Origin of the sequence: Cryobacterium sp., from assembly GCF_026786305.1 — a bacterium.
Classification (GTDB): Bacteria; Actinomycetota; Actinomycetes; order Actinomycetales; family Microbacteriaceae; genus Cryobacterium.
In genome coordinates this window covers 24,483-47,016 of the sequence record NZ_JAJAYI010000108.1, presented here as the reverse complement: position 1 = coordinate 47,016, position 22,534 = coordinate 24,483, and the positions used below count along the sequence as shown (strand labels likewise).

The 22,534-nt window shown below is 65.9% G+C and carries 22 protein-coding genes; 8 read left to right on the top strand and 14 right to left on the bottom strand.

Translation table 11 applies throughout. The features are described from left to right. Positions 1-11 precede the first annotated feature (11 nt). Entirely contained in the window at positions 12-1,124 is a 1,113-nt protein-coding gene (locus LH475_RS14015; RefSeq protein WP_196844937.1) for a M4 family metallopeptidase, read from the top strand. 9 nt (positions 1,125-1,133) lie between these two features. Beyond that, positions 1,134-1,400, top strand: a complete 267-nt coding sequence (locus tag LH475_RS14010; protein ID WP_196844895.1) for a protealysin inhibitor emfourin — start codon at positions 1,134-1,136, stop codon at positions 1,398-1,400. Between the two features lie 27 nt (positions 1,401-1,427). On the opposite strand, the gene LH475_RS14005 is transcribed toward LH475_RS14010, so the two are convergent. Beyond that, positions 1,428-3,176, bottom strand: coding sequence for a BCCT family transporter (locus tag LH475_RS14005; protein ID WP_297414654.1), 1,749 nt, complete (start codon positions 3,174-3,176; stop codon positions 1,428-1,430). 245 nt (positions 3,177-3,421) lie between these two features. Between LH475_RS14005 and LH475_RS14000 the strand changes: the two genes are divergently transcribed. After that, positions 3,422-3,865 (top strand): pyridoxamine 5'-phosphate oxidase family protein, encoded by a 444-nt coding sequence (locus tag LH475_RS14000; RefSeq protein ID WP_196844894.1) that lies wholly within the window; start codon positions 3,422-3,424, stop codon positions 3,863-3,865. Positions 3,866-3,982: 117 nt separating this feature from the next. Then, positions 3,983-4,276: a DUF167 domain-containing protein gene (locus LH475_RS13995; protein WP_196844935.1), complete on the top strand. Its 294-nt coding sequence runs from the start codon at positions 3,983-3,985 to the stop codon at positions 4,274-4,276. Positions 4,277-4,293: 17 nt separating this feature from the next. On the opposite strand, the gene LH475_RS13990 is transcribed toward LH475_RS13995, so the two are convergent. The 3 genes from LH475_RS13990 to LH475_RS13980 all read right to left on the bottom strand — a co-directional run bounded on the left by LH475_RS13990 (position 4,294) and on the right by LH475_RS13980 (position 7,636). Beyond that, positions 4,294-4,665 carry an FKBP-type peptidyl-prolyl cis-trans isomerase gene (locus LH475_RS13990; protein ID WP_196844893.1) on the bottom strand — a complete coding sequence of 124 codons (372 nt, stop codon included), beginning with the start codon at positions 4,663-4,665 and terminating at the stop codon, positions 4,294-4,296. Positions 4,666-4,915: 250 nt separating this feature from the next. Then, positions 4,916-6,100: a PrsW family intramembrane metalloprotease gene (locus LH475_RS13985; RefSeq protein WP_297414651.1), complete on the bottom strand. Its 1,185-nt coding sequence runs from the start codon at positions 6,098-6,100 to the stop codon at positions 4,916-4,918. A 150-nt stretch (positions 6,101-6,250) separates the two neighbouring features. Then, complete coding sequence (locus LH475_RS13980) at positions 6,251-7,636, bottom strand: FAD-linked oxidase C-terminal domain-containing protein (RefSeq protein WP_196844891.1); 1,386 nt, start codon at positions 7,634-7,636, stop codon at positions 6,251-6,253. Positions 7,637-7,710: 74 nt separating this feature from the next. On the opposite strand from LH475_RS13980, the gene LH475_RS13975 reads away from it, so the two are divergent. Together LH475_RS13975 and LH475_RS13970 are read left to right on the top strand one after the other, a co-directional pair. Further along, entirely contained in the window at positions 7,711-9,303 is a 1,593-nt protein-coding gene (locus tag LH475_RS13975; RefSeq protein ID WP_297414648.1) for an AlkA N-terminal domain-containing protein, read from the top strand. Next, a complete protein-coding gene (locus tag LH475_RS13970; protein WP_196844890.1) occupies positions 9,300-10,175 on the top strand; it encodes a fumarylacetoacetate hydrolase family protein in 876 nt (291 codons plus the stop codon). The genes LH475_RS13975 and LH475_RS13970 overlap by 4 nt, the downstream gene beginning before the upstream one ends. Positions 10,176-10,487: 312 nt before the next feature. On the opposite strand, the gene LH475_RS13965 is transcribed toward LH475_RS13970, so the two are convergent. Both LH475_RS13965 and LH475_RS13960 read right to left on the bottom strand, forming a co-directional pair. Further along, positions 10,488-11,885, bottom strand: coding sequence for an NCS2 family permease (locus tag LH475_RS13965; protein ID WP_297414695.1), 1,398 nt, complete (start codon positions 11,883-11,885; stop codon positions 10,488-10,490). Positions 11,886-12,037: 152 nt separating this feature from the next. Continuing rightward, positions 12,038-13,609 (bottom strand): carboxylesterase/lipase family protein, encoded by a 1,572-nt coding sequence (locus LH475_RS13960; protein ID WP_196844889.1) that lies wholly within the window; start codon positions 13,607-13,609, stop codon positions 12,038-12,040. A 140-nt stretch (positions 13,610-13,749) separates the two neighbouring features. On the opposite strand from LH475_RS13960, the gene LH475_RS13955 reads away from it, so the two are divergent. Continuing rightward, entirely contained in the window at positions 13,750-15,027 is a 1,278-nt protein-coding gene (locus LH475_RS13955) for a solute carrier family 23 protein (RefSeq protein ID WP_196844888.1), read from the top strand. Positions 15,028-15,082: 55 nt separating this feature from the next. Here the strand turns inward: LH475_RS13955 and LH475_RS13950 are convergent, their stop codons facing one another. From LH475_RS13950 to LH475_RS13940, 3 genes are read right to left on the bottom strand one after another with little or no spacing between them, the layout of a single operon-like run. Then, a complete protein-coding gene (locus LH475_RS13950) occupies positions 15,083-15,415 on the bottom strand; it encodes a peptidase (protein ID WP_196844887.1) in 333 nt (110 codons plus the stop codon). Next, positions 15,412-16,608 (bottom strand): inorganic phosphate transporter, encoded by a 1,197-nt coding sequence (locus tag LH475_RS13945; RefSeq protein WP_196844886.1) that lies wholly within the window; start codon positions 16,606-16,608, stop codon positions 15,412-15,414. The genes LH475_RS13950 and LH475_RS13945 overlap by 4 nt, the downstream gene beginning before the upstream one ends. Beyond that, positions 16,601-17,074: an 8-oxo-dGTP diphosphatase gene (locus tag LH475_RS13940; RefSeq protein ID WP_196844885.1), complete on the bottom strand. Its 474-nt coding sequence runs from the start codon at positions 17,072-17,074 to the stop codon at positions 16,601-16,603. The genes LH475_RS13945 and LH475_RS13940 overlap by 8 nt, the downstream gene beginning before the upstream one ends. A gap of 57 nt (positions 17,075-17,131) precedes the next feature. Between LH475_RS13940 and LH475_RS13935 the strand changes: the two genes are divergently transcribed. Beyond that, on the top strand, positions 17,132-17,386 hold the full coding sequence (locus LH475_RS13935) for a mycoredoxin (protein ID WP_196844884.1): 255 nt from the start codon (positions 17,132-17,134) through the stop codon (positions 17,384-17,386). Between the two features lie 68 nt (positions 17,387-17,454). On the opposite strand, the gene LH475_RS13930 is transcribed toward LH475_RS13935, so the two are convergent. The 5 genes from LH475_RS13930 to LH475_RS13910 form a co-directional block, all read right to left on the bottom strand. Next, positions 17,455-18,483, bottom strand: coding sequence for a 6-phosphofructokinase (locus LH475_RS13930; RefSeq protein WP_196844883.1), 1,029 nt, complete (start codon positions 18,481-18,483; stop codon positions 17,455-17,457). A 159-nt stretch (positions 18,484-18,642) separates the two neighbouring features. Next, on the bottom strand, positions 18,643-20,829 hold the full coding sequence (locus LH475_RS13925; protein ID WP_196844882.1) for a DEAD/DEAH box helicase: 2,187 nt from the start codon (positions 20,827-20,829) through the stop codon (positions 18,643-18,645). Between the two features lie 280 nt (positions 20,830-21,109). Next, positions 21,110-21,445 carry a DUF6804 family protein gene (locus tag LH475_RS13920; RefSeq protein ID WP_297414642.1) on the bottom strand — a complete coding sequence of 112 codons (336 nt, stop codon included), beginning with the start codon at positions 21,443-21,445 and terminating at the stop codon, positions 21,110-21,112. Beyond that, positions 21,445-21,870, bottom strand: a complete 426-nt coding sequence (locus LH475_RS13915) for a hypothetical protein (RefSeq protein ID WP_196844881.1) — start codon at positions 21,868-21,870, stop codon at positions 21,445-21,447. Before LH475_RS13915 ends, LH475_RS13920 begins: the two co-directional genes overlap by 1 nt. 43 nt (positions 21,871-21,913) lie before the next feature. Continuing rightward, the gene (locus tag LH475_RS13910) at positions 21,914-22,474 is read right to left on the bottom strand and encodes a GDSL-type esterase/lipase family protein (protein ID WP_196844880.1); all 561 of its coding nucleotides are present in this window, start codon (positions 22,472-22,474) and stop codon (positions 21,914-21,916) included. Positions 22,475-22,534 lie beyond the last annotated feature (60 nt).

The window sequence follows — 22,534 nt, the reverse complement described above, 5'->3', positions numbered from 1 at the left end:
ACACTCCGCAGATGCACCCGGCGCTCCACGCCCGTTGCACGATCGTTCCGCCGTATCTGCTGGTGCGACTGGCGAAACTCGACGATCCCCGATTTGCGCAGACGGCAGCGGCCGCACGAGCGTCGCTGCTGCGGGACTCGCAAATTCGACAACTGCGGGGCGGGGCGCATCCGGTTCCCCGTTCCGGAGCACGCACCCTGCCGGCGCGCACCCCGGGCGAGTCTGATCGCACCATTTCGGATGCCGGCGGCCAGGAACGCCTGCCCGGTCGCCGGGTGCGTGCCGAGGGCCAGCCGGCCGGCAGCGATCCGGCCGTGAACGAGGCGTACGACAGTCTGGGCACCACACAGAACCTGTTTTGGACGCAGTTCGGCCGGGACAGCATCGATGGCTTCGGACTTCCACTGGACGCGACCGTGCACTACGGCAGGCAGTACGACAACGCCTTTTGGGATGGCGAACGCATGGTGTTCGGCGACGGTGATGGGCAGGTCTTCAACCGATTCACGATCTCGCCCAGTGTGATCGGGCATGAGCTCACGCACGGCGTGACACAGTTCACGGCCAATCTGGAATATCGGGGCCAGTCCGGGGCGCTCAACGAATCCATCTCCGACGTGTTCGGAGCCCTGGTCGAGCAGTACGCCACGGGGCAGTCGACGGCGCAGGCCAGTTGGCTGATCGGCGAGGGCCTGTTCACCGACCAGGTCGAGGGCGAAGCACTGCGCTCGATGAAAGCGCCCGGGACCGCGTATAACGACGACGTGCTCGGAAAGGATCCCCAGCCCGACAGCATGGCCGGCTACGTCGAAACCGACGACGACAACGGCGGAGTGCACCTCAATTCGGGCATTCCCAACCGGGCGTTCTACTTGGTCGCCGACGCCCTCGGCGGCAATGCCTGGGAGACGCCGGGCCGGATTTGGTTTGACACGCTGACCGGCACCGGGCTCAGCCGCCAGAGCGATTTCGCTGCATTCGCCGCGGCCACGGCCGACACCGCGGCCAGGCTGTACGGCAGCGGCGGGGGCGCCCACGACGCGGTTATGCGCGCCTGGGCGACGGTGGGGGTGATGGCGGGCAGCCCCACCCCGCTTCCGGCCGCACCGCTGCCACCGGAGTAATATCACGGTATGAAAGTCATCGTCTCGCGCAGCGGCGGGATGGCGGGAATCCGCCTCACCTGGGAAGTTCGAGTCGAAGAACAGCCCGACCCGAATACCTGGGCCGAGTTCTTGAACTCGTTGCCGTGGGACGACGTCACCGACAGCGAGGCCACCCCGGACCGTTTCGCCTATCGCATTCGGTGCGCTCCGCACGAGGTGGTGCTCGCCGAACCCGAGGTGAACGGTCCGTGGCGCGATCTGGTCAACCGGGTCAGGGCCGCCAACGGCATGTAGCAGCCTCGACCGCGGTCTCAGGCGGTGCTAGACCTTCGGTCGACGGCCCCAGCGTGGTCGGCGAGCCGGATCGTCGGTCAGTGCCGCCTCGATGTGTCCGTCGACCTGGTCACCGAAGTGGTCGTCGAAATTCTCCTCGAGGTGCGCGGTGACGGTCTTGCCGATGCGGCGGGCCATCTCCTCGCGACGCTGGCGGCGTTCGGCGGTGACCAGAACCTCGTGTTCGATGCGGAACGCCTTGTAGGTGGCGATACACATGCCAATCATGACGATGCTCACCGGAATCGCGGTCAGAATCGCGCCGGTCTGCAGAGCGGCGAGTCCACCAGCCAACAACAGGGCGATAGCCACGATTCCGCCGAGGCTGGCCCACATGATGCGGCTCCACTTGGGCGGGTTGGTGTCGCCGCCGGAAGCGAGCATGTCGATCACGAGCGAACCGGAGTCGGCCGAGGTTATGAAGAAAATCGCCACGACAATAACCGCTAGCACCGAGAGGATGCCGCCGAGCGGCAATTGGCCGAGAAAGTTGAACAGCACGTTCTCGGAAATGATCCCGACCGCAGGGTCGAAGAGCCCGCCGCCGTCGCCCTCCCAGGCGAGACGGATGGCGCTGCCACCCATGACGGCGAACCAGACGAAGGTGACCAGGGTGGGAACGAGCAGCACGCCGGCGATGAATTCGCGTACGGTGCGGCCGCGCGAGATACGGGCGATGAAAACACCGACGAACGGCGCCCACGAGATCCACCAGCCCCAGTAGAAGACGGTCCAGGCGCCCTGCCAGTCGATACCGGCCTGGCCGGTGAAGGAACCGGCATCGAAGGTGAGTCCGACGACGTTCTGAAAATAGGCACCGATGGACTCGACGAGCACGCGCAACAGGTACAGGGTGGGGCCGAGCGCCAGCACCGCAATCAGCAGCAGGCCAGCCATGCCGAGGTTGATGTTGGAGAGCCATTTAATGCCCTTGCCGACACCGCTGACCACAGAGGCGGTGGCGACGGCTGTGATCGCGATGATGAGCACGACAAGGAGGGTGTTGTTGACCTCTCCGACAACACCGAGGTAGCTCAGCCCAGCGGCAATTTGCTTGACGCCGAGGCCGAGTGAGGTCGCCACGCCGAACAGCGTTCCGACGATGGCGATGACGTCGATGGCGTCACCGAGACGACCTTTGACCCGGTCACCGAGCAGCGGCTCGAGCGCCCAGCGAATGGATACCGGGCGGCCCTTGCGGTGAATGGAATAGGACACCGCGAGCCCGACCACGGCATAGATGGCCCAGGCGTGGAAGCCCCAGTGCAGGAAGGTTTGCGACATGGCGGCAGCGGCGAGTTCCTGCGCGTCACCGGTCACACCGGGTTTCGGGTTTGTGAAGAAGGTAAGCGGCTCGGCCGCTCCCCAGAAGACGAGTCCGATGCCCATGCCCGCGGCGAACAGCATGGCGAACCAACTCATGATGCCGAATTCGGGCTTGTCGTCGTCCTGGCCGAGCTTGATGTCTCCGAAGCGGCTCGCGCCCATCCAGATCGCGAACACCACGAACGCCGCCACGATGACCATGTAGTACGGGCCGAGGCCGGCTACCACCCAGCCCTGCAGGAGGGCCAGAACGCTGCCGGTGCGTACCGGGAAAGCGATGGCAATGATGACGACGGCCAGGATGATGCCAAGCGCTGGGAAGAACACTCGGGGTGCCGAAATGACCAGTCGCCGGGATGTGGGCGGGCTGCTCTTCGGCTTTTTCGACGGAATCTCGGGTAGTGCACTCACGGTGGAACTTTCTCAACGACTAGATTGCGGAGCACGATAAGAAACCGCTTCGGCACCGTCAGGTGCGTGCCCCGCTGGGCAACATTACAGTGTACAGGCAAAGCGCACCGCCGGGGAGAGCAATATATATATATGCCTTTTTTTGTTCGTCGTGTGATCACCCGTTCATGATTTGTCCGCCGCGGGCGGAGTAATAATGTGTCTACCCCGCTCGCCGTGGGGCGCTGGGCGTGTGACGATGGACCATGACTTTCGATGACGTAAACGCGACTGCAGTCCCCGTGCAGGTTCTCAGCGAAGAGGAGTGCTGGGATGCGTTGCTTTCGGCCAGTCTGGGCCGCCTCGCCGTGGCCGTCGGCGGCATCCCCGATATTTTTCCGGTCAATTTCGTGGCGGCCGACCGACGCCTGCTGTTTCGCACCGCGTCGGGCACCAAATTGATCGAACTCACGGTCAACAACCGAGTCGCTTTCGAAACGGATGGCGTGGGTCGCGACGAGGCGTGGAGTGTCATCGTGCACGGAACGGCCAAGGCGCTCGACACCCAGCGTGAGATCGATGACGCCGTCGCATTACCGTTGCGGCCGCTGATTCCCACGGTCAAGCCGATCTTTGTCGAGATCGTGCCGCAGTTGATCACCGGGCGGCGGTTCGCGCTCGGCCCGGAGCCGACGGCGACCCTGCTGTAGTAGCGGCCTGCGCTCATGCTGGCCTGCGCTCGTACTGCCCGGCAGCTGGCGGGGCGCTACCGTTGCATTTTGCCCGGTGGCCGCAAACCCGGGGCAAACAGGAGTGCCGTGCCCGCCATGCTCAGCCTGACGGTGCACGTGAAGCCGGACAGTCGAAAAGGCCCACTCGTTGTGGAGGACCCGGAGAGCACACCGGATCACGTGTCGGTGACGGTCTTTCTGCAGCAGCGCGCGATCGAGGGCGCAGCCAACGATGCCCTGGTCGCGCTCTTGGCCAAGCATTTCAAGGTGGCCAAGCGCGACGTGAGCATCATCCGCGGTCATAGCCCGTCGTGTTCACCGGTCGCAGTCATCTGTGAACCTCACCGAAACCGGGCTGCGACTGGCTCAGCCGCAGCCCGATCGGTGTGAAACTGGTGTGCCTTGACCTAGCTCACGCCGAGCAGGTCGATGACGAAGATCAGGGTCTGTCCGGAGAGACGGTGGCCGGAACCGGCCGGTCCGTAGGCGAGGTGCGGGGGCACCACGAGCTTGCGACGGCCGCCGACCTTCATGCCGGGGATACCTTGCTGCCAGCCGGCGATGAGCGAGCGCAGCGGAAAGTTGATCGACTGGCCGCGGTTCCAGGACGAGTCGAACTCGTCCCCGGACGCGAACTCGACGCCGAGGTAGTGCACGTCGACGGTGGCGCCGGCGGTCGCCTCGGCGCCGGTGCCTTCGACGACATCGGTGATCTCGAGTTGTTCGGGCGCAGCGCCCTCGGGGAAATCAATTTCGGGCTTGGAATTCAAATCAGTCATACCCCCATCCAACCGGATTCGGCACCGGAATGCACACCGAGCAAGACCTACGAAAATAATGCTTGCGCCCGGCCGCCGGCGGGTGCATCCTTGATGTACACCAACTCGTCGCATCGGTAGAGTCGTCGGCATTGCCACACCACCGAAGCGGCGAGTTTCTGTTGGTGCTCGTTGTTACCGGTGCCACTTGGTTCCGGTGCCACTTGGTTCCGATGCTGCGCTTCGGCGCGATCGCGCAGCCCCAGCGCCACTATTGTTCCGGTGGCCCCGAACCCGGCAGCGTGTGCCCGAGCATGTCGGCCCGGTGATTCATCAGCAGCTCGAGCAGTCGCGCCTCGAGGGCGTGCAGAGCCGGCGTGCTCTGCCCCCGAACGAGGCGGTCGCGCACAAAGGCGAGCCGCGTCGCATCCGCTATGAAGTGGCGCGTCGCGAGTTTCTTCGGTCGCTCCTGGTGTCGGCCCCAGGCCAGCGCCTGACGTCGGCCGGCGCCGGTGCCGAGCATGGAGACCTCCGCCGGCGTGAACCACCCGGCCTGCGAGTATTCGTGCAGCCGGCGCAGGGTGATGCGGGCCTCCTGCCGGCGCAAAAACACCACGATGAGGACAGCGGCGACGAACAACGGTACCTGTACGATCACGTAATAAAAGAGTACGGAGGCGTCGCCGGTGAGCACGAAGGTCGAGCCGTTCCAGAGCGCGTGCAGGGCGATCGCCGGCATCAGGCCGAGCAGAAAGTAGCCGACCACCCCGCTCTTGGTAGCGCTGCGGCGCGCGGCCAGGCCGAGGGCGAGCCCGGTGCAGATCGTGAAGGTGACGTGCGCGAACGGCGAGAATACACCGCGCAGCAGAAAGGTGATACCGAGGCTCTGCGCGTTGCCCTCGGTCATGGCGAGGCCGAAATACTGAATATTCTCCGAAAACGCGAAGCCGGCCGCAATCGTCGCGGCGTAGACAACGCCGTCGAGGGGTCCGTCGAAATGCCGGCGCACCGCCCAGAACAGCACGAGCACGCCGAAGCCCTTGGCGACTTCTTCCACAATTGGGGCTTGAATAACAGCGGATGCGAAATCACTCCCGGTAAGCGAGCCCGCGCTGGCCGCAATCGTGATCTGAACGCCGAGGTCAAATACCAGCGCGGTAACGATGGAGATGCCAGCGCCCCAGAGCAGCGCGAAGATCAGCGCGGGCCGCGGCTCCGGGTCCCAGCGGTCCATCCAACGCACCGCGAACAGCACGACCGCGAGCGGCAGCAGTGCCAGGAGCAGTCCGAACAGCAGCGCCCCGGTGCCGAGAAACGTCGTCAGGTAGGCAAACACGGCGAGCAGGGCCAACCCGGCGAGCACGATGCCGACAAAGGCCACGACGATTCGGCCGGTGCGACGCGGAGGAACCGGCCTGCTCCAGACCTGTTGTACCGGGTTGGGACTCGGCTGCACGGGCAGCTGTTGGACTGGCTGCTGTGCGGTCGGCCGGGGTTTTGCGGGCTGGTGGCCTGGCGGCTGATCGAGGCTCATTACTTGAGAATACCGGCCCCAGTGCCAGACCCGTCTGGAGATCGAACCGGCGCGATCCGTCGGTCCCGCGCCTCAGGCGTCGAACATGGTGCCCGGGTTCAGCAGACCCAGGGGGTCAAAGACTGCTTTGAGTTGACGTTGCAGGGCGAGGCTTGTGTCGCCGATCTCGTCACGCAGCCAGCGACGTTTCAGCACGCCCACGCCGTGTTCGCCGGTGAGCGTGCCGCCGAGAGCGAGCGCCGCCTCGAACATCTCGTCGGCGGCCGCCCAGATCTCATCGGGCACCGCCGCATCCGCGGTCCCTCCGCGCGGAATGACGAAATTGGGGTGCAGGTTGCCGTCGCCGGCGTGGGCAACCGTGGGAATAGCGATGCCGGTGCGGGCACTGATCTCGTCGATTACGGCGAACATCTCCGCCATGCGCGAACGCGGTACCGACACATCTTCAATGAGCACCCGGCCGAACTGCTCCAGGGCCGGGTGCATGGCGCGGCGGATGGCCAGCAGGCGGTCGCCGGAGGCTGCATCCGTTGACAGGCTGGCTTCGCCGCCGCCCGCCCGCAGCACCTCCACGGCCGCCTCGGCTTCGGCGAGCGCCGCCGGACCGTCGGTCTGCACGAGTAGAAACGCACCCCGACCAAGGGGCAGGCCGGCGGAGCCCTCTGGCCCGAGGTAGGCGGCGACCAGGCCGAGCGCGACCGGATCGATCAGTTCCATCACGGCAGGGCGGATGCGTGCGGCCGTGATGGCCGCGCTCGCTGCGGCCGCCGCAGTGACGGTCTCAAAAACCGCACCGATCGTGGCAACGGTGCCCGCCGTGCGGGCCCGCACCCGCACTGTCGCCTCGACGATGACGCCGAGCGTGCCCTCGGAGCCGGTGAGCAGCGCGGTCAGATCGTAACCGGTGACGCCCTTGATGGTGCGGTGCCCGGTGCGCAGCAGGCTGCCGTCGGCGAGCACGACGGTCAGGCCGAGCACCGCCTCCCGGGTGACCCCGTATTTGGCGCAGAGTAACCCGCCGGCGTTCGTGGCGATATTGCCGCCGACGGTGGAGATGGCTTTACTGGCCGGATCGGGGGCGAACCACAGGTTCTGTTCCGCTAGTGCGTCGTTGAGGTGCTGGTTGATCACGCCCGCTTCGACGACAGCGAGTTCGTCATCGTGGTTGATTTCGAGGATGCGGGTGAGCCCGGCAACGCTCAACACAATGGATTCGTCGGTGCCGCAGGCTCCGCCAGACAGGCCGGTGCCGGCGCCGCGGGTCACCACCGGCACCCGAAATTCGGTTGCGATGCGCAGCACGGCTTGAACCTGCGCGACCGTCGTGGCGCGCACGATAGCCAGCGGTGTGCCATCGGCCACCCAGCCGGACTTGTCCGTGCGACTGGCTGCCAGGTCGAGTGGTTCAACGCTGACGATGTCGCCGAGCTCGGACTGGAGGCGCGTCAGTGCGTTCATGTCCCCAGCCTATCGAGCCGCTCCAGGTCTGTTTTCCGCTACCGCCGCGCGGCCAGGCGTGGCAGGCTCAAAAGGTGTCCTTCTCTCCCGCCGCCGCACCCGGGTTGACCGACCCGGTCTTCGCCGAGCGCTACCGCATCATGTGCGCGCGCGACACCCGGTTCGACGGCCAGTTCATCACCGGCGTGCACACGACGGGCATCTACTGCCGGCCGAGCTGCCCGGCGACCACGCCCAAGCCCGGCAATGTGTCGTTCTATCTCACCATTGCAGCCGCCCATGATGCCGGGCTGCGGGCCTGCAAACGCTGCCTGCCCGACGCGGTGCCCGGCTCACCGGCCTGGAATATGCGCGACGATCTCGCCGCCCGCTCGATGCGACTCATCTCCGACGGCGTCGTGGAGCGTGACGGTGTGCCGGGTCTCGCCGCCCGCCTCGGTTACACGCCCCGGCACCTGACCCGGGTGCTCGTCGCCGAGCTCGGCGCCGGTCCGCTCGCACTCGCCCGAGCCCATCGTGCGCAGACCGCCCGCCTGCTCTTGCTCGGCACCGACCTGAAGATCACCGACGTGGCCTTCGCCGCCGGTTTTGGCAGTGTGCGCCAGTTCAACGACACCGTCACCGCCGTGTACGAACGCACCCCCTCCGAGGTGCGCGCCGCCCGGCGCACAGCGCCTGAGCATGCGGTGTCAGGCGTCGATCACGCCGAAACCAAAATTACGCTGCAACTGCCGGCACGGGCGCCCTTCGATGGCGTCGGCGTGCTGCGTTTTCTCGGCACGCGCGCCCTGCCCGGCGTCGAAACGGCCACCGACACGAGCTACGCCCGCACCGTGCGGTTGCCGCACGGCACGGCCACGGTCGAGGTGACCCTGTCGGGAACGGATGCGGCCCCCGCGGTGGCCTGCAGCATCCGTCTCGCACAACTCACCGACCTGGCACCGCTGGTCAGCCGCGTGCGTCGATTGTTCGACCTCGATGCTGACGCATCGGCGATCGACCGTCACCTCGCGGCGGACCCGACGCTGGCCGCCTCGGTCGCGCAGACCCCTGGCATACGTGTGCCGGGCAGCATGGACGCCGAGGAAACCCTGTTTCGGGCGCTGATCGGGCAGCAGATCTCGGTCGCCGCCGCCCGCACCGCGCTGACCCGGCTGGCCGACGCGCTCGGCGAGCGCCTGCCCGGTCCCGAGCTCCGGCTGCTTTTTCCGACCGCGGCGCAGATCGCCGCGGGCGGTCGTACGGTGCTGCGCGGGCCGGGCGCCCGCGTCGAGGCGATCCTCGGGGTCGCGCAGGCACTGGCTGTGGGCGATCTGGCGCTGTCGTTTGGGCAGACGCGCGCCGAGCTGGAAGCCAGCCTGGTCGCCCTGCCCGGAATCGGACCATGGACGGCCGGGTACGTGGCCATACGGGTGCTTGGCAGCCCTGACATTCTGCTGACGAGCGATCTGGCGCTGCGACAGGGGGCCGGCCGACTCGGGCTCGCCGTTGAACCGCGGGCGCTGGCCGCCCGCGGGGCGGACTGGGCTCCGTGGCGCAGTTACGCCGGAATGCACCTGTGGCGGGCCTACGGCAACACTTCGCCCGTTTCCTCCAAGCAGACCGACCGAGGGTTGGAGCACCTCGCAGGGCAGCTCGGGGCAGGGCCAGTTAGCCTAGAAGAGTGAAATTTGCGCATTTGAGAGTTGACGGCTCCTCCGTTCCCCGATTGGCCGTGATCTTCGACGATGCGGCACTGTTTCTCGACGACGTCACTGACGACGCCCCCCGCGACCTGCAAGACCTGCTCGAACAGGGCGACGCCGGGTACGAACGCACCCGCGCGATCAGCCTCGATGCCGTCTCCAACGGGGCTGTCCTGACCCCGGTCGACGAGCTGCGGCACTCCTCCGCGGTGCTGCGCCCGCCGCAGATCATCGCGATCGGCGCCAACTACGCCGCCCACTCCTCCGAGCTGAGCCTGCGCCTGGAGACCGCAGCGACCGTGTTCTCGCTCTGGCCGAACTCGCTCACCGGACACGAATCCGTTATCACCTGGCCGCGCGACCTCACCACCCAGGTCGACTACGAGGCCGAACTCGGCGTCATCATCGGCCGCCCGGCCCGCAATGTGTCGGTCGCCAATGCCCTGGACTATGTTTTCGGTTACACCGTCGTGAACGACATCACCGCGCGCGACCTGCAGTTCTCCGAAGCGCAGTGGTCACGCTGCAAATCGTTCGACGGCTTCACCCCGACCGGCCCGCTCGTGGTCACGGCCGATGAGATCGGCGACCCACAGAACCTGTGGCTGACCACCCATGTCGACGGTCGCATTCTGCAGGACGCCTCGAGCGGGGACATGGTGCGCACCGTGGCGGAGATCATCTCCTACCTGTCGAAGACGTCCACGCTCATGCCCGGCACCTTGATTTCCACCGGCAGCCCGGGCGGCGCCGGCTACAGCCGTAAACCGCCGATCTTTCTGCGCGATGGCTCGACCGTGACCATTTCAATCGACAAGATCGGCATGCTCACGACGCACTGTCGCGAAATCTAGCCGCCTTCGCAACGGGCGCCGCAGCATCCGATGGGGCCGTGCCCGAATGGTGGGAAAAGCACCGTCCTACGAACACGACGGTGCTTTTCTTACGAATCAGCGGCCAGTTCAGCGCGGTCGCGCACAGTTCGGGCAGGAACGCGCCGACCGGGCCGTAGAATCCGGCGACGATGTCGAGAATCGTAAAACAGCACGAGAAACCACGGCACCGCCACAATGCAGGCGGTCACGATGGAAGCCCGACGGCCGACGCGATCGAAGAGGATGGCGGGGCCTGCAGGGCCGGAAAGGCGCGTGCGCTCGCCGGGAACCCTAGCCGATCAGCGCCTCGACCGGGCCGCGCACGAAGTAGAGCACAAAACCGACCGCGACGACCCAGAGCAGCGGACTGATCTCGCGGCCCTTGCCCGACAGACTGCGCACGAGTACCCAGCTGATGAACCCCGCGCCGATTCCGTTGGCGATGGAGTAGGTCAGTGGCATGACGATGATAGTCAAGAAGATCGGCAGCGTGCTCGAGAATTCGGTGAAGTCAAGGTGGCGAATCTGCGACACCATGAGCGCTCCGACGATGACGAGTGCGGCGGCGGCCACTTCGAGCGGCACGATCTGGGTCAGCGGGGTGAAGAACATGGCGGCCAGAAAGAGGATGCCGGTGATCACGTTGGCCATGCCGGTACGGGCTCCCTCTCCGATGCCGGCCCCCGACTCGATGAACACCGTGTTCGACGAGGCGCTGGTCGCACCGCCGGCGACGGCGCCGATGCCCTCGACGATCAGTGCGGATTTCAGCCGCGGAAACTTGCCGTCCTGGTCGGCAAGTCCGGCCTCACTGGCCAGGCCGGTCATCGTACCCATGGCATCAAAGAAGTTCGTGAAGACGAGGGTGAAGACGAGCATCACGGCGGCGAGCATGCCGATGCGCTCGAAGGCACCGAAGGAGACCTGGCCGATCAGTCCGAGGTCGGGCAGGGCGACGACGCTCGTCGGCAGCACCGGGGCATTCAGGTTCCAACCGTCCGGGTTCGTGCCGAGCGAGGGGCCAACCGTGAAGATGGCTTCCAGGATCACGGCAATGACGGTGGTTGCGACGATGCCGATCAGCAGCGCGGCCTTGACCTTGCGGGCCAGGAGCACACCGATGATGATGAGCCCGATCACGAATACTGCGGTCGGCAGGGTGGCGATCGAGCCGGCGTCGCCGAGCTGCACCGGCGGCGAGTTCGCGCCGCTGGCCCGCACAAAGCCGGAGTCGACGAGGCCGATAAACGCGATGAACAGGCCGATACCGACGGTGATGGCAATTTTCAGCGGGCGCGGAATGGCGTTGAAGATGAGTTCGCGCAGGCCGGTCGAGGCGAGCAACACGATGATGAGACCGTTTATGACGACGAGGCCCATCGCTTCAGCCCAGGTGACCTGGCCGACGACGCTCACGGCGAGGAACGAGTTGATGCCGAGGCCGGCGGCGAAACCGTAGGGCAGGCGGGCGATGACCCCGAACAGAATCGTCATGACGCCGGCGGTCAGCGCGGTGACGGCTGCAACCTGCTCGTTGGGCAGCCAGCCGCCCTCCACGTCGACGGCGGCCTGGTCGGCGCTGAACCCGCCGAGAATCAGCGGATTCAGAATAACGATGTAGGCCATCGTGACAAAGGTGACGACTCCGCCACGAAATTCTCGAGACCAGGTCGAGCCGCGGCTGGTTATCTCGAAGTAAGAGTCGACGCGGGCCTTCAGGCCACGTGCTGCCGGCTGCGGCGAGGCCGCGGTGGTGGGTGTGTCAGTGCTGCTAATGGTGTGCTCCCGTTGCCGTGGCTCTTAACGCAAGGTTCCAGTCTACGACCGGCCAGGCAGGCAGCTCACACGTGGGGCACGAACCGTCCCCAGGCCAGACGCCGTTCACGGTGCGGGTCGGATTCGACGTGGTCGGCCTGATCGATGATGAGCGTCTCGCGCGTGGTTTCGTCGTAGCGCGGCCACCCGGCCGATGGAACCCCGCCCTGCACAAAGCCGAGCCACCAGCCCTGCATCCGGATTCCGATGTTCTGAAAGGAGCGGCGCCCGCCGAGCGCCGTCATGCCGCGGCCGAACCAGCCGTCGAGCCGGTCGAACAGCGGAAACAGTTCGAGGCCGTGCGTGGCATCGAGACCCATCAGCCGCAACAGCCGCGGAGCGGCATCGAACCGGTAGAAATACACCGGCGCATACCGCGAGTGTCGTTCGCCGACCTTGACGCTCGGGTACCAGAACGAGTAGTCGCCGCCGAAATCAAGCGCGGCTCGCAGCGCCGGAATGCCCGGATACTGCGCTTTGAGAGCTTTCTTCGCCTTCTTCGTTGTCTTCTTGAAGATCGCCCGGATTCGTGCGGGCGTCGTGGCGAGAATATCGATCCGGCCGCTGAACAGTGAACCCTCACGCGCGTTGGTGCCGATGATCAGCGGGATGCGCGCAGCCCGGCCGTCCCGAAAGGCGTCGAGCGGGCGTTCCGGCAGAAATTCGCCGTCGATCACCGGGCAGAGCGGAATCGTTCCCGGGTCCTGGTCGGGCGTGCGCACGGTCAGTGCCGTCGTCGCCGCGGCGAGCCGCGCCGGATCAGCCGCGAAAAGCAGCCGGGCGGCATCAGCGTCGCTGTACTCTCCGGGGCCGCCGGCCTCGATCAGGCTGTCCACGAACTCGCCCGCCCAACGTGCGGTGAGGTCGCCCGGGTAGACCGCGTTCGGCGGCGCACTCTGTGCGATGGCCCGATGAAACAGGCCGGTCGCCCTCGGAACGGTCATCAGCGTGGTGACCGCGTTGCCGCCGGCCGACTCACCAAACAGGGTGACGGCATCCGGGTCCCCTCCGAAGGCGCGAATGTTGTCCCGCACCCACTGCAGGGCGGCGACCTGATCGCGCAGGCCCAGATTGCTTTCAAACGGATGTTCCGGCGTGGCAAACCGGGAAAAGTCCAGGTATCCCAGAGCCCCCAGCCGGTAGTTGAGGCTGACGTAGACGATGCCGCCCCGCCGCACCAGCCCCTCCCCCTGGCGGGGAACCTCGCGGCTGGAGCCGACGCTGTAGGCGCCGCCGTGGATGAACACCATCACCGGTCGGAGGGCGTCCTGCAGTTGCCAGCCCGGGCGCATCTTCTCGTCGGGCGCGATCACGTTGAGGTTGAGGCAGTCTTCCCCCTGCGGAATGCGCGGGTGAGCGCCGCGAAACTGGCCCCTGTGACTCTGCGGGGCGATCAGACCCCACTGGCTTGCATCGCGCACGCCGTGCCAGGCGGGCGCCGGCTGCGGGGCACGAAAACGCCGATCGCCAACCGGAGCCGCCGCATAGGGAATACCCCGCCACGCGAGCACGCCGCGCTCGCGCACCCCTCGAAGCAGTCCGGTGGCCACTCGTACCTCGAGACCCTCCGTGGTGGTCGAATCGGCGAGCTGGCTCATGCGCCCGAGTCTATGGGTCCCTCCTGCATATTCGGCGCTCGCTCACGGCGGGATCCGCTGCGACTACGCTCAACAGTGATCACGCAACAGAACTGATCACGCAACAGAACTGATCACGTAGCAGACGAGACGAGAACCACATGCAACTGCCCTGGACCCTGCACGGCGACGGAAAGACGGTCGGGGTTCAGGAGGTCGTCGGCCCGGGTGAACGGCTGAGCTGGCCGCTGACCATCGGCATCGGCTCGCAGCACGTCGTCGCCATGTTTGGTGCAACCTTTCTGGTGCCGCTGCTCACCGACTTTCCCCCGAGCACGACGCTGCTGTTCTCCGGCGTAGGAACCCTACTGTTTCTTCTGATCACCGGCAATAGACTGCCCAGCTACCTTGGCTCGTCGTTCGCGTTCATCGCACCGATCACCGCCGCAACCGCCTCGGCCGGCATGGGCAGCGCCCTGTTCGGCATCATGGCTGTCGGTGTGCTGCTCGCCCTCGTCGGCGTCATCGTGCAGCTCACCGGTACCGGCTGGATCGACCGGCTCATGCCGCCGATCGTGTCGGGTGCCATCGTCGCGCTGATCGGTTTCAACCTCGCCCCGGTGGCCAAGGCGAACTTCGACAAGGCACCGCTAACCGCGCTCATCACACTCGTCGCCGTAATCCTGTGCACGGTGCTGTTTCGCGGCATCCTCGGCCGGCTGTCGATCTTTCTCGGTGTGCTCGTCGGCTATGTCGCGGCGGTTTTCTTCGGTGAGGTCGACTTCAGCAGGGTTGCCGAGGCTGCCTGGATCGGACTGCCGCCGTTCACCGCGCCGGCCAACCCGTTTGAGAACCCGGCCGCCGTCTTCGGTGTGCTGCCCGCTTTTCTGCCCGTCGTGCTCGTGCTCATCGCCGAGAACGTTGGCCACATCAAGGGCGTGGCGCAGATGACGGATGCGAAGGTGAACCGGCTCACCGGGCGCGCTCTGCTCGCCGACGGGCTCGCCACCATGCTCGCCGGTTTTGGCGGCGGCAGCGGAACCACGACGTACGGCGAGAACATCGGCGTCATGGCGGCGACCCGCATCTACTCCACGGCCGCCTACTGGGTCGCCGGAATCGTCGCGATTCTCCTCGGCCTCTCCCCGAAGGTCGGTGCGATCATCTTCACTATTCCCAACGGTGTGCTCGGCGGCGTCACCACGGCGCTCTACGGGCTGATCGGCGTCATCGGCGTCAAGATCTGGCTCGACAACAAGGTCGACTTCTCCAAGCCGGTGAACCAGTTCACGGCCGCGACCGCGCTCATCATCGGCATCGCAGACTTCACCCTCAACGCCGGCGCGCTGAGCTTCAACGGCATCGCGCTCGGCACGGTCGCGGCCATCGTGATCTACCACCTGATGACCTGGCTCGGCCGCGTGCGCCGGACCGCGTAGCCCCACCGCCACCATCACCGCCACCCGTGCCCGGGCACGGAACACACGGCGGGCGCTATCGGTGCAGGGCAGGCACGATCAGGTAGACGCCGTAGAGCACGGCGACGCCGCAGAGCACAAAACAGGCGTAGCCAGCGTTCAACGCCAGGCTCTTCAACCCGGGAGTCAGCGGGTTGGCCGCGGCGGCCTTCCGCGCCCGTTTCAGCTGTTTTGCGGCCTTCTTCGGGGTCAGCACGGTAATCGCGCCGGTGAACTCGCGCGGCTCCACCAGCGGGATGCGGCCGGCCGTGGTGAGTAGGCGCAGCCCGAGCGAGTAGAGGCTCACGAGCAGAGCGGCCGAGAACAGTGACGCGGCCGAGACAATGAGGAATGCGCTCCAGCCGATCACAGCGACACCTTCCTATGGTCTCGACGGGTGGGGCGGCGCGGCGTCTTCTTGATGTTGACGACCCGTCCAGCGTCATCGATGTCGTTGCGGAGCGTGTTGTGCGTGACCCGGTTGCGCCGGGACCAGCGGAACAGCGCCATGATCACGATCGTTCCGATCACCATGTCGAGCACGATACCGATCGGGCCCAGCAGGGCGAGTCCGGCGGCGAAGGCGCCCACGATGGCCGCGGCCGGCAGCGTCATCACCCAGCCGAGCGCGATGCGTCCGGCCATCCCCCAGCGAATGGTCGAGCCTCGGCGACCGAGGCCGGAACCGATCACAGAACCGGACGCCACCTGGGTGGTGGAGAGAGCGAATCCGAGCTGGCTCGAAGCGAGGATCGTGGCCGCAGTGCTGGTTTCGGCGGCGAAGCCCTGCGCCGGCTTGATCTCGGTCAAGCCCGAGCCCATGGTTCGGATGATGCGCCAGCCGCCGGTGTAGGTGCCGATGGCAATCGCGAGGGCGCACGCGGCGATCACCCAGAAGGTGGGTCCGCTGCCGACGGCCTGAAACCCCCCGGCGATGAGCGTGAGTGTGATCACTCCCATGGTCTTCTGCGCATCATTGGTGCCGTGGGCCAACGCGACGAGCGAGGAGGAGAAGATCTGCGCGTAACGAAATCCGCCGCGGCCGTCGGGCTTGCCGACGTCGCGACGGGTGATCGTGTAGGCGAGACGAGTCGCGACGAGTGCGACGACTCCGGCGATCAGCGGTGCGATCAGTGCGGGCAGCATGACCTTGGCGACGACGACGTTGTAGTCGACCGCCTGGGAACCGACCCCGATGATGGTCGCGCCGATCAGCCCGCCGAACAGGGCGTGGCTCGAGCTCGATGGCAGGCCCATCAGCCAGGTGACGAGGTTCCACACGATTGCGCCGATCAGGCCGGCGAAGATGAGCTCGGGGGTGATCAGCACCCCACCGTTACCCTCCTTGACAATGCCGCCCGACACGGTGCGCGCAACCTCGGTCGAGAGAAACGCCCCAACCAGGTTGAGAACGGCGGCAACACCAACGGCGACCTTGGGCTTCATTGCCCCCGTTGCGATCGGGGTGGCCATGGCGTTCGCCGTGTCGTGAAAACCATTGGTGAAGTCAAAAATGAGCGCAAGGGCGATGACCAAGACGATGATGAGGCTGAATTCAGGCACGAGACACCACGCTTTCCAGGTCGGCACCGAACGTGAACGTGGCGCGCACCGGCACGCCGGCGAGCACCCCCGGCAGCCAGTGGCGCGCGTCGTCCCACATCTCATCGACCGGCAGGCTCGCGACGTCGAACCACACCGGGTTCAGCTCGTTCGATTCCCGAGGCGTTCCCGACCAAGCGTCGCAGACGAACACGGTCGATTCCTGGCTCCACTCCTCGCGGTGCGGAAAGAGATAGGTGAGGTACCCAGCTTCGGTGAGGGCGGATGCCGCCACCACGAGACCGGATTCTTCTTCGATTTCGCGCACCGCAGCGTCCACTGCGCTCTCGCCGACCTCCAGCTTGCCGCCGAGGCCGACAATGTTGCCCAGGCCGAGGCCTTTCTTCTTGCGCCCCAGCAAGACTTGCCGGTTGCCTTCGGGAGATAGTCGAGTGAGGTAGCACACGCATACCTGGGGCAAAGTCATTACGTCATCTTAACCCTCACGGAGCGGTTTTGGAGGCGGCTCGGATAGGCTGCAAACATGAACTTTGTACCCGCTAACGGAACCATCACCATGTTCACAACCGACTGGTGCGGCTACTGCAAACGTTTGAAGAAGCAGCTCGACACCGCCGGAATCGGCTATACCGAGGTGAACATCGAGCAGGTTGACGGCACACCAGAGCTGGTGATGAGCCTCAACGGCGGCAACCAGACGGTGCCAACCATTCTCTACCCCGATGGATCGGCGGCGACGAACCCCTCGCTGGCCCAGGTGCAGGCCAAACTCGCCTGACCCGAACCGCGGGTCGAGCCGGTCGGGACCGTTTTCTGGTCATCACTGTCAGGCTCGACCAACATGGGTTAGCCGAAGAGTACGGCGGCCTCGTCGTAGCGGGCCGGTGACACCCGCTTGAGGCCGATGGTGGCCGAGGCGATGCTCACGACGTCGATTTCCGTGCCGCGCAGCGATACCATCGATCCCCACTGCGCGTTGTGGATCGCGTCAACGGCGGCCATGCCGAGACGGGTGGCGAGCACCCGGTCGTAGGCCGACGGGGCACCGCCGCGCTGGGTGTGACCGAGCACGGTGGCCCGACTTTCGATTCCGGTGCGTTCCTCGATGAGCGGGGCGATGACCTCACTGATTCCGCCGAGGCGGGGGCGATGAAAGGCGTCGAGGCCTTTCGTGGAATGAGCCTCCTCCATGCCGGAGAGGAGAAAGCCTTCGGAGACGACGATGACCGGGGCCCGGCCGCGGTCACGCACGTGCTCGACCCAGTCGCAGATCTGCTCGATCGACTTGGGCTGCTCGGGAATGAGGATGGCGTGGGCGCCACCGGCCATGCCGGAGTGCAGCGCAATCCATCCGACGTGGCGTCCCATGACCTCAACGACCATGCAGCGGCCGTGGGATTCGGCGGTGGTGCGCAGGCGATCGATGGCCTCGGTGGCGATCTCGACGGCGGTGTTGAAGCCGAAGGAGTAGTCCGTGGCCTCCAGGTCGTTGTCGATGGTCTTGGGCACCCCCACAATATTGAGGCCGGCCTCCGTGAGGCGGTGCGCGGCGGTGAGGGTGCCCTCGCCGCCGATCGCGATCACGGCGTCGATGCCGTTGGCGTCGAGGGTGCGCTGAATGTTCTCCGGGCCGCCGTTTTCGCCCTCGAACGGGTTCGTGCGTGAGCTGCCGAGAATGGTACCGCCCTGACGGGACAGGCCGCGCACACTGTGACGATCGAGGGGCATGAACTCGTTCTGAACGAGTCCACGCCAACCATTGCGAATTCCAATGAACTCAAAATCGTGCGTGCGCACACCCTTCAGCACGGCGCCACGAATGACCGCGTTCAGTCCGGGGCAGTCGCCTCCGCTGGTGAGAATACCGATCTTCATAGCTGGCCGATCTTGGTAGCGGGACGAGTCTGGTCGTGATGATCATGTCGTAACTCAGGATCGGTGACAATCATGTGCTTGCAAGCGCTGTGCCACAATCATGGTGCCTGAAGCGGGATCGACTCAAATCGGCCGAGCCCCGCCGAGGTGACTGCCCGCCTACAGCTTTCCGTCCAGGGCCTGGGTGAGCACATAGATGAGCGCACTCGCCTGCACCGAATCGGCCGCCGTGTATTCCGCCTGGGAACCGTCCAACGCGCGCGCCGCGAGGCCCTGCTTGCTGCCGATCAAATCGGCGATGCGCGCGTCAATGGTGTGCGCGGCGATGATGCGCCACGCGGTGACCGGCTCGTCCTGGCCGATGCGATGTACCCGGTCGATGGCCTGGGTCTGCTCGGCGGCAGTCCAGCTGAGTTCGGCGAGCACGACGTTCGATGCGGCCTGAAGGTTGACGCCGACGCCGGCCGCGGTGAGCGAGCACACTGCGATCGCGACACCCGGATCATTGTTGAAGGAGTCGATCGCGGCTTGGCGGGCCAGCGCGGTCTGGTCGCCGCGCAACGACACCGTGCGCAGGTCGCGCTTTGCGAAGATCTCCTCGGCGGTGTCCATCACGTCAATGTGCTTGGCGAAGAACACGACCTTGCCGACCGAGCGTGCCAATTGCGCGGCGTAGTCCGCCGCCAGGCCGGCCTTGGCCTGACCGATCTTGCGCACCATGGTGAAGACGTTTTCACCGGTGGTCTGACCCTTGGATTCTTCGAGCTCAGCGTGGGCGACGGCGCGAATGTAGGCATCCCGTTGGTCTTCGTCAGGAACGGCGGGACCGCCCGAGCCGGCCTGCCGGGCCGCGACGAGCGCCTGATAGCGGGTGACCAGGCGGGCGCCCAGTTCGCGCTCGGCCTGCCGGATGGATCGGCCGAGGTCGTCGTCGAGTTCGACCGGTAGGTCGGCGATGCGCTTGGCTGGCAGATCGGCGGCGACGTCGACCTTGCGGCGACGCACGATGCCCATGTCGATGACGGCCGCGCGGGCCTCCTTGTAGAAACCCATGTCGGCCGGGGTCAGACCGGTCTCTTCGAGGCGCTTCAGCAGAGCGGGGGCCGGCTTGTCACCGTCGATCCAACCGAGGAACTGCCAGATAGCGCGAAAATCGTCGACGTCGTTGATCAGGGGGGTTCCGGTCAGCGCCATCAGCAGCGGGTTGCCGCCCGGGGTGCGGCGACGAATCTGGTCGGCGAGCGAAAGCACGTGCTTGGACCGCTGGGACGACAGGTTCTTAATGAAGTGCGCCTCGTCGACGACCATTCCCTTGAATCCGAGCGTGCCCAGCCAAGCCAGGTGCCGGTCGAGCACGTCGTAGTTCACCACGACGACATCGGCGAAGGCGTCGAGCGTGTCGCCGTCACCGTGAATGACAGTGGCGCGCCGGTTCGGCGTCCACAGTTGCACTTCACGGGCCCAGTTCATCTTTACGACGTTGGGCACGATGGCCAGCAGCGGGTAGGCATTGGCAACGGATGCCGCCAGCAGGCTTTGCGCCGTCTTGCCGAGGCCCGGCTCGTCAGCGAGCAGATAACTGCGGTGGCCGAGACGAGCGCTCTCGATAAAGCGGGCCTGGTGCCGCATGAGGTCCATGCCGTTCGGCGAGAGCCGGTCCAGTTTGGGGGCCTCCGGCATGTCCATGCTGGCCGCCTGGCCGCCGGAGCCGTACTCGAACGATTTGAAGAGGGGGCCGAGAAGTTCCCAGTTGGCGAGCCTTCGCGGGTGCACGATCGGTTGAGCGGCGGCGCTGAAGTCCGGCGCGAGGAACGGGTTGGCCAGCTGCCTGGCCTTCACCGACTGCGGGATGACCTGGTTCGGCAGCACGATCGGTGCGGCTTCGGGCTCGCGGGTGATAATGAGCTCGTCGGGGCTCAGTTCGGCACCGGATTCGAGCAGCCAGTCACGGCGAAACCTCTGGGCAACCGTGGAGACGCCGGCGTCGGGCTCGAGCAGGGTGATCAGGCTCGTGTCACGGGCCGCGGTCTTGGCCAGAATCTGGGCGATGCCGTCGAGGCGTTTGAGCAGCTCTGCTCGGTTCGCGTCGGAAAGTTCCTTGTCACCTTTGACGCGGGCACGTTCTTCGCGCATCAGCAGGGCGATGACCTGGTATTTCGTGCGGTTGGTCGGCCCGAGCTTGGTGCCAGACTGCGCCTTTGCCTCGACCTCGCGAACCTTGCGGGCGAGAATCGGAATGATGGGCGCGTCGTCATCACGCGAACGCGGGTGGGCCCGATTGCGGGTGGCTCCATTACGACCGAGGTTGTTCCGGCTGCCCGAGGCATCGGTACGGGTATAAGCCATTGTTCTCCACTTCGAAGCAGCACGGTACGGGTACCACGCCTCGCCGGTCACGGCATTCTGGTGTTACCGGAACGCTGCATTTCGCAAATCATTTCCGCGGTGTGCAGAAACGATCGTTTCACGAAACACAGCACGGATCGCGATCACGACGCCACACCCGGCGTCAAGCGGATGCTGTCGCAGCGGTGGTGCTGATCTGACGGGTGCTGCCACCGAATGCGAGCGCACAGCACAGACCTGACCCGGTTCCCTCAACGCGAGTGTAGTCTACGCCCGACGTTCAATCCTTGCGAATTGGTACCTTGGTGCGCAGACCGACCACGATGAACACAATTGCCGCGATGAATTGTGCCGATACCCAGCCCTGGCCGCTCAGGTCGAGAATCACAACCGGGTTCCACAGAATGGCCATCGGAACGAGTCCGATCAGCCAGTACCAGGAACGCGCCTGAATCACGAAGACGCAGATGATGAGTGCAAGAATACTGACCGCGTAGCGGATGATGATGAAACCCTCGCCGTCCAGCAGGGCGAGTCCGGCGATCAGCACGATGGCGCCGAGCAGACCCGGCGCGAGGGCCGAGCGGGTGAAGGTCGGTGCTGCGGGGGTGCCCATCAGACGCCCTCGCCGCGGTCGGAGAAACCGCCGCGCCCGCCCCAACTCGAGGTGCTCGTGGCGCTGCCCGGCCCTGACGCCGTCGAGAATGGGCTGATCGCATTCGCGAAGTAGGCTGCCTGGAGCATTCCGGATCCACACTGCCAGTCGGGCTGGGTGCCGCTCTCGGCGTAGTCCTGGCTGAGCACGCCCGACCCGTCTTTTTCCGGCCCGAACAAAACGGCCAGGGGACGGACGCGTTGGTGGATTTTCACACTCTGAACGCTGGGAGCATCCGCTTGCGCGGTGCTGCTGGGGCGGCTGGTGCTGCTGTTGCTGGAGAGGGCGGTCGCGGCCTGCGCGGGTGGTGCCACCGCGAGCACGGCTCTCCCCACGATCAGCGCACCGGAAGCCGGGACACGTGCGAGACGAACCGATCGGAGCATGCGTCCACTCTACCGAGCGTGCAGCGCGGGCGCTGCGTGCCTCTCAGGCGTGCTGGATGGGAATCGAGGTCGTTGATGGCGGGCGTTCGAACAACGTCTCCAGTGCGGGCTTCAGTTCCGCCAGCCAGGCCGCATAGCCGGCCGGGTTCAGGCGCAGACGATCGATGCCGAGGGTGGGGTCGAGCTCGCCGTCGGGCAGCGCGAGGGCCGGCCACAGGTCGAGGTACTGCACGTGCTGGGTGGGGGCGTACTGCCAGACGTGCCGGTTGATGGAGCGGATGGTCTCGGCAAAGTCCCGGTCGCGTGGCAGTACTGACTGCACCATGATGCGGGTCTCCGGCAGCGCGCGCCGCAGTGTGTGCAGGATGGTTTCGAGGTTGCGAACAACGTATTCATCGGACTTGCGCCAGCCGAGGTCGTTGGTGCCGACCCCGATCACGACGGCGTCGGGCCGCATCTCGATCACCCGATCAAGCTGGGAAATGACCTCGTCGGTGGTGTTGCCGTTCGCGGCCAGGTTGTGCACATCGTGCTCGGGAAACCATTCGTCCCACTGACCGTCCGCAATGAGCCCGTCGCCCAGAAAGGCGAGAGAAACTGACATGGAGTCCTCCTACTCTTATACCATCATGCCCCGAACCGGGCCGAGTAGCCAGAATTCTCA

Excerpts from the sequence above, each read along its gene's own strand:
- LH475_RS14015 (WP_196844937.1), top strand. The coding sequence starts at position 12 with ATGCACCCGGCGCTCCACGCCCGTTGCACGATCGTTCCGCCGTATCTG.
- LH475_RS13940 (WP_196844885.1), bottom strand. The coding sequence starts at position 17,074 with ATGACTTTGCCCCAGGTATGCGTGTGCTACCTCACTCGACTATCTCCC.
- LH475_RS13980 (WP_196844891.1), bottom strand. The coding sequence starts at position 7,636 with ATGAACGCACTGACGCGCCTCCAGTCCGAGCTCGGCGACATCGTCAGC.
- LH475_RS13920 (WP_297414642.1), bottom strand. The coding sequence starts at position 21,445 with ATGGGCACCCCCGCAGCACCGACCTTCACCCGCTCGGCCCTCGCGCCG.
- LH475_RS14000 (WP_196844894.1), top strand. The coding sequence starts at position 3,422 with ATGACTTTCGATGACGTAAACGCGACTGCAGTCCCCGTGCAGGTTCTC.
- LH475_RS13960 (WP_196844889.1), bottom strand. The coding sequence starts at position 13,609 with ATGAGCCAGCTCGCCGATTCGACCACCACGGAGGGTCTCGAGGTACGA.
- LH475_RS13925 (WP_196844882.1), bottom strand. The coding sequence starts at position 20,829 with ATGGCTTATACCCGTACCGATGCCTCGGGCAGCCGGAACAACCTCGGT.
- LH475_RS13910 (WP_196844880.1), bottom strand. The coding sequence starts at position 22,474 with ATGTCAGTTTCTCTCGCCTTTCTGGGCGACGGGCTCATTGCGGACGGT.
- LH475_RS13995 (WP_196844935.1), top strand. The coding sequence starts at position 3,983 with ATGCTCAGCCTGACGGTGCACGTGAAGCCGGACAGTCGAAAAGGCCCA.
- LH475_RS13955 (WP_196844888.1), top strand. The coding sequence starts at position 13,750 with ATGCAACTGCCCTGGACCCTGCACGGCGACGGAAAGACGGTCGGGGTT.
- LH475_RS13990 (WP_196844893.1), bottom strand. The coding sequence starts at position 4,665 with ATGACTGATTTGAATTCCAAGCCCGAAATTGATTTCCCCGAGGGCGCT.
- LH475_RS13935 (WP_196844884.1), top strand. The coding sequence starts at position 17,132 with ATGAACTTTGTACCCGCTAACGGAACCATCACCATGTTCACAACCGAC.
- LH475_RS14010 (WP_196844895.1), top strand. The coding sequence starts at position 1,134 with ATGAAAGTCATCGTCTCGCGCAGCGGCGGGATGGCGGGAATCCGCCTC.
- LH475_RS13915 (WP_196844881.1), bottom strand. The coding sequence starts at position 21,870 with ATGCTCCGATCGGTTCGTCTCGCACGTGTCCCGGCTTCCGGTGCGCTG.
- LH475_RS13930 (WP_196844883.1), bottom strand. The coding sequence starts at position 18,483 with ATGAAGATCGGTATTCTCACCAGCGGAGGCGACTGCCCCGGACTGAAC.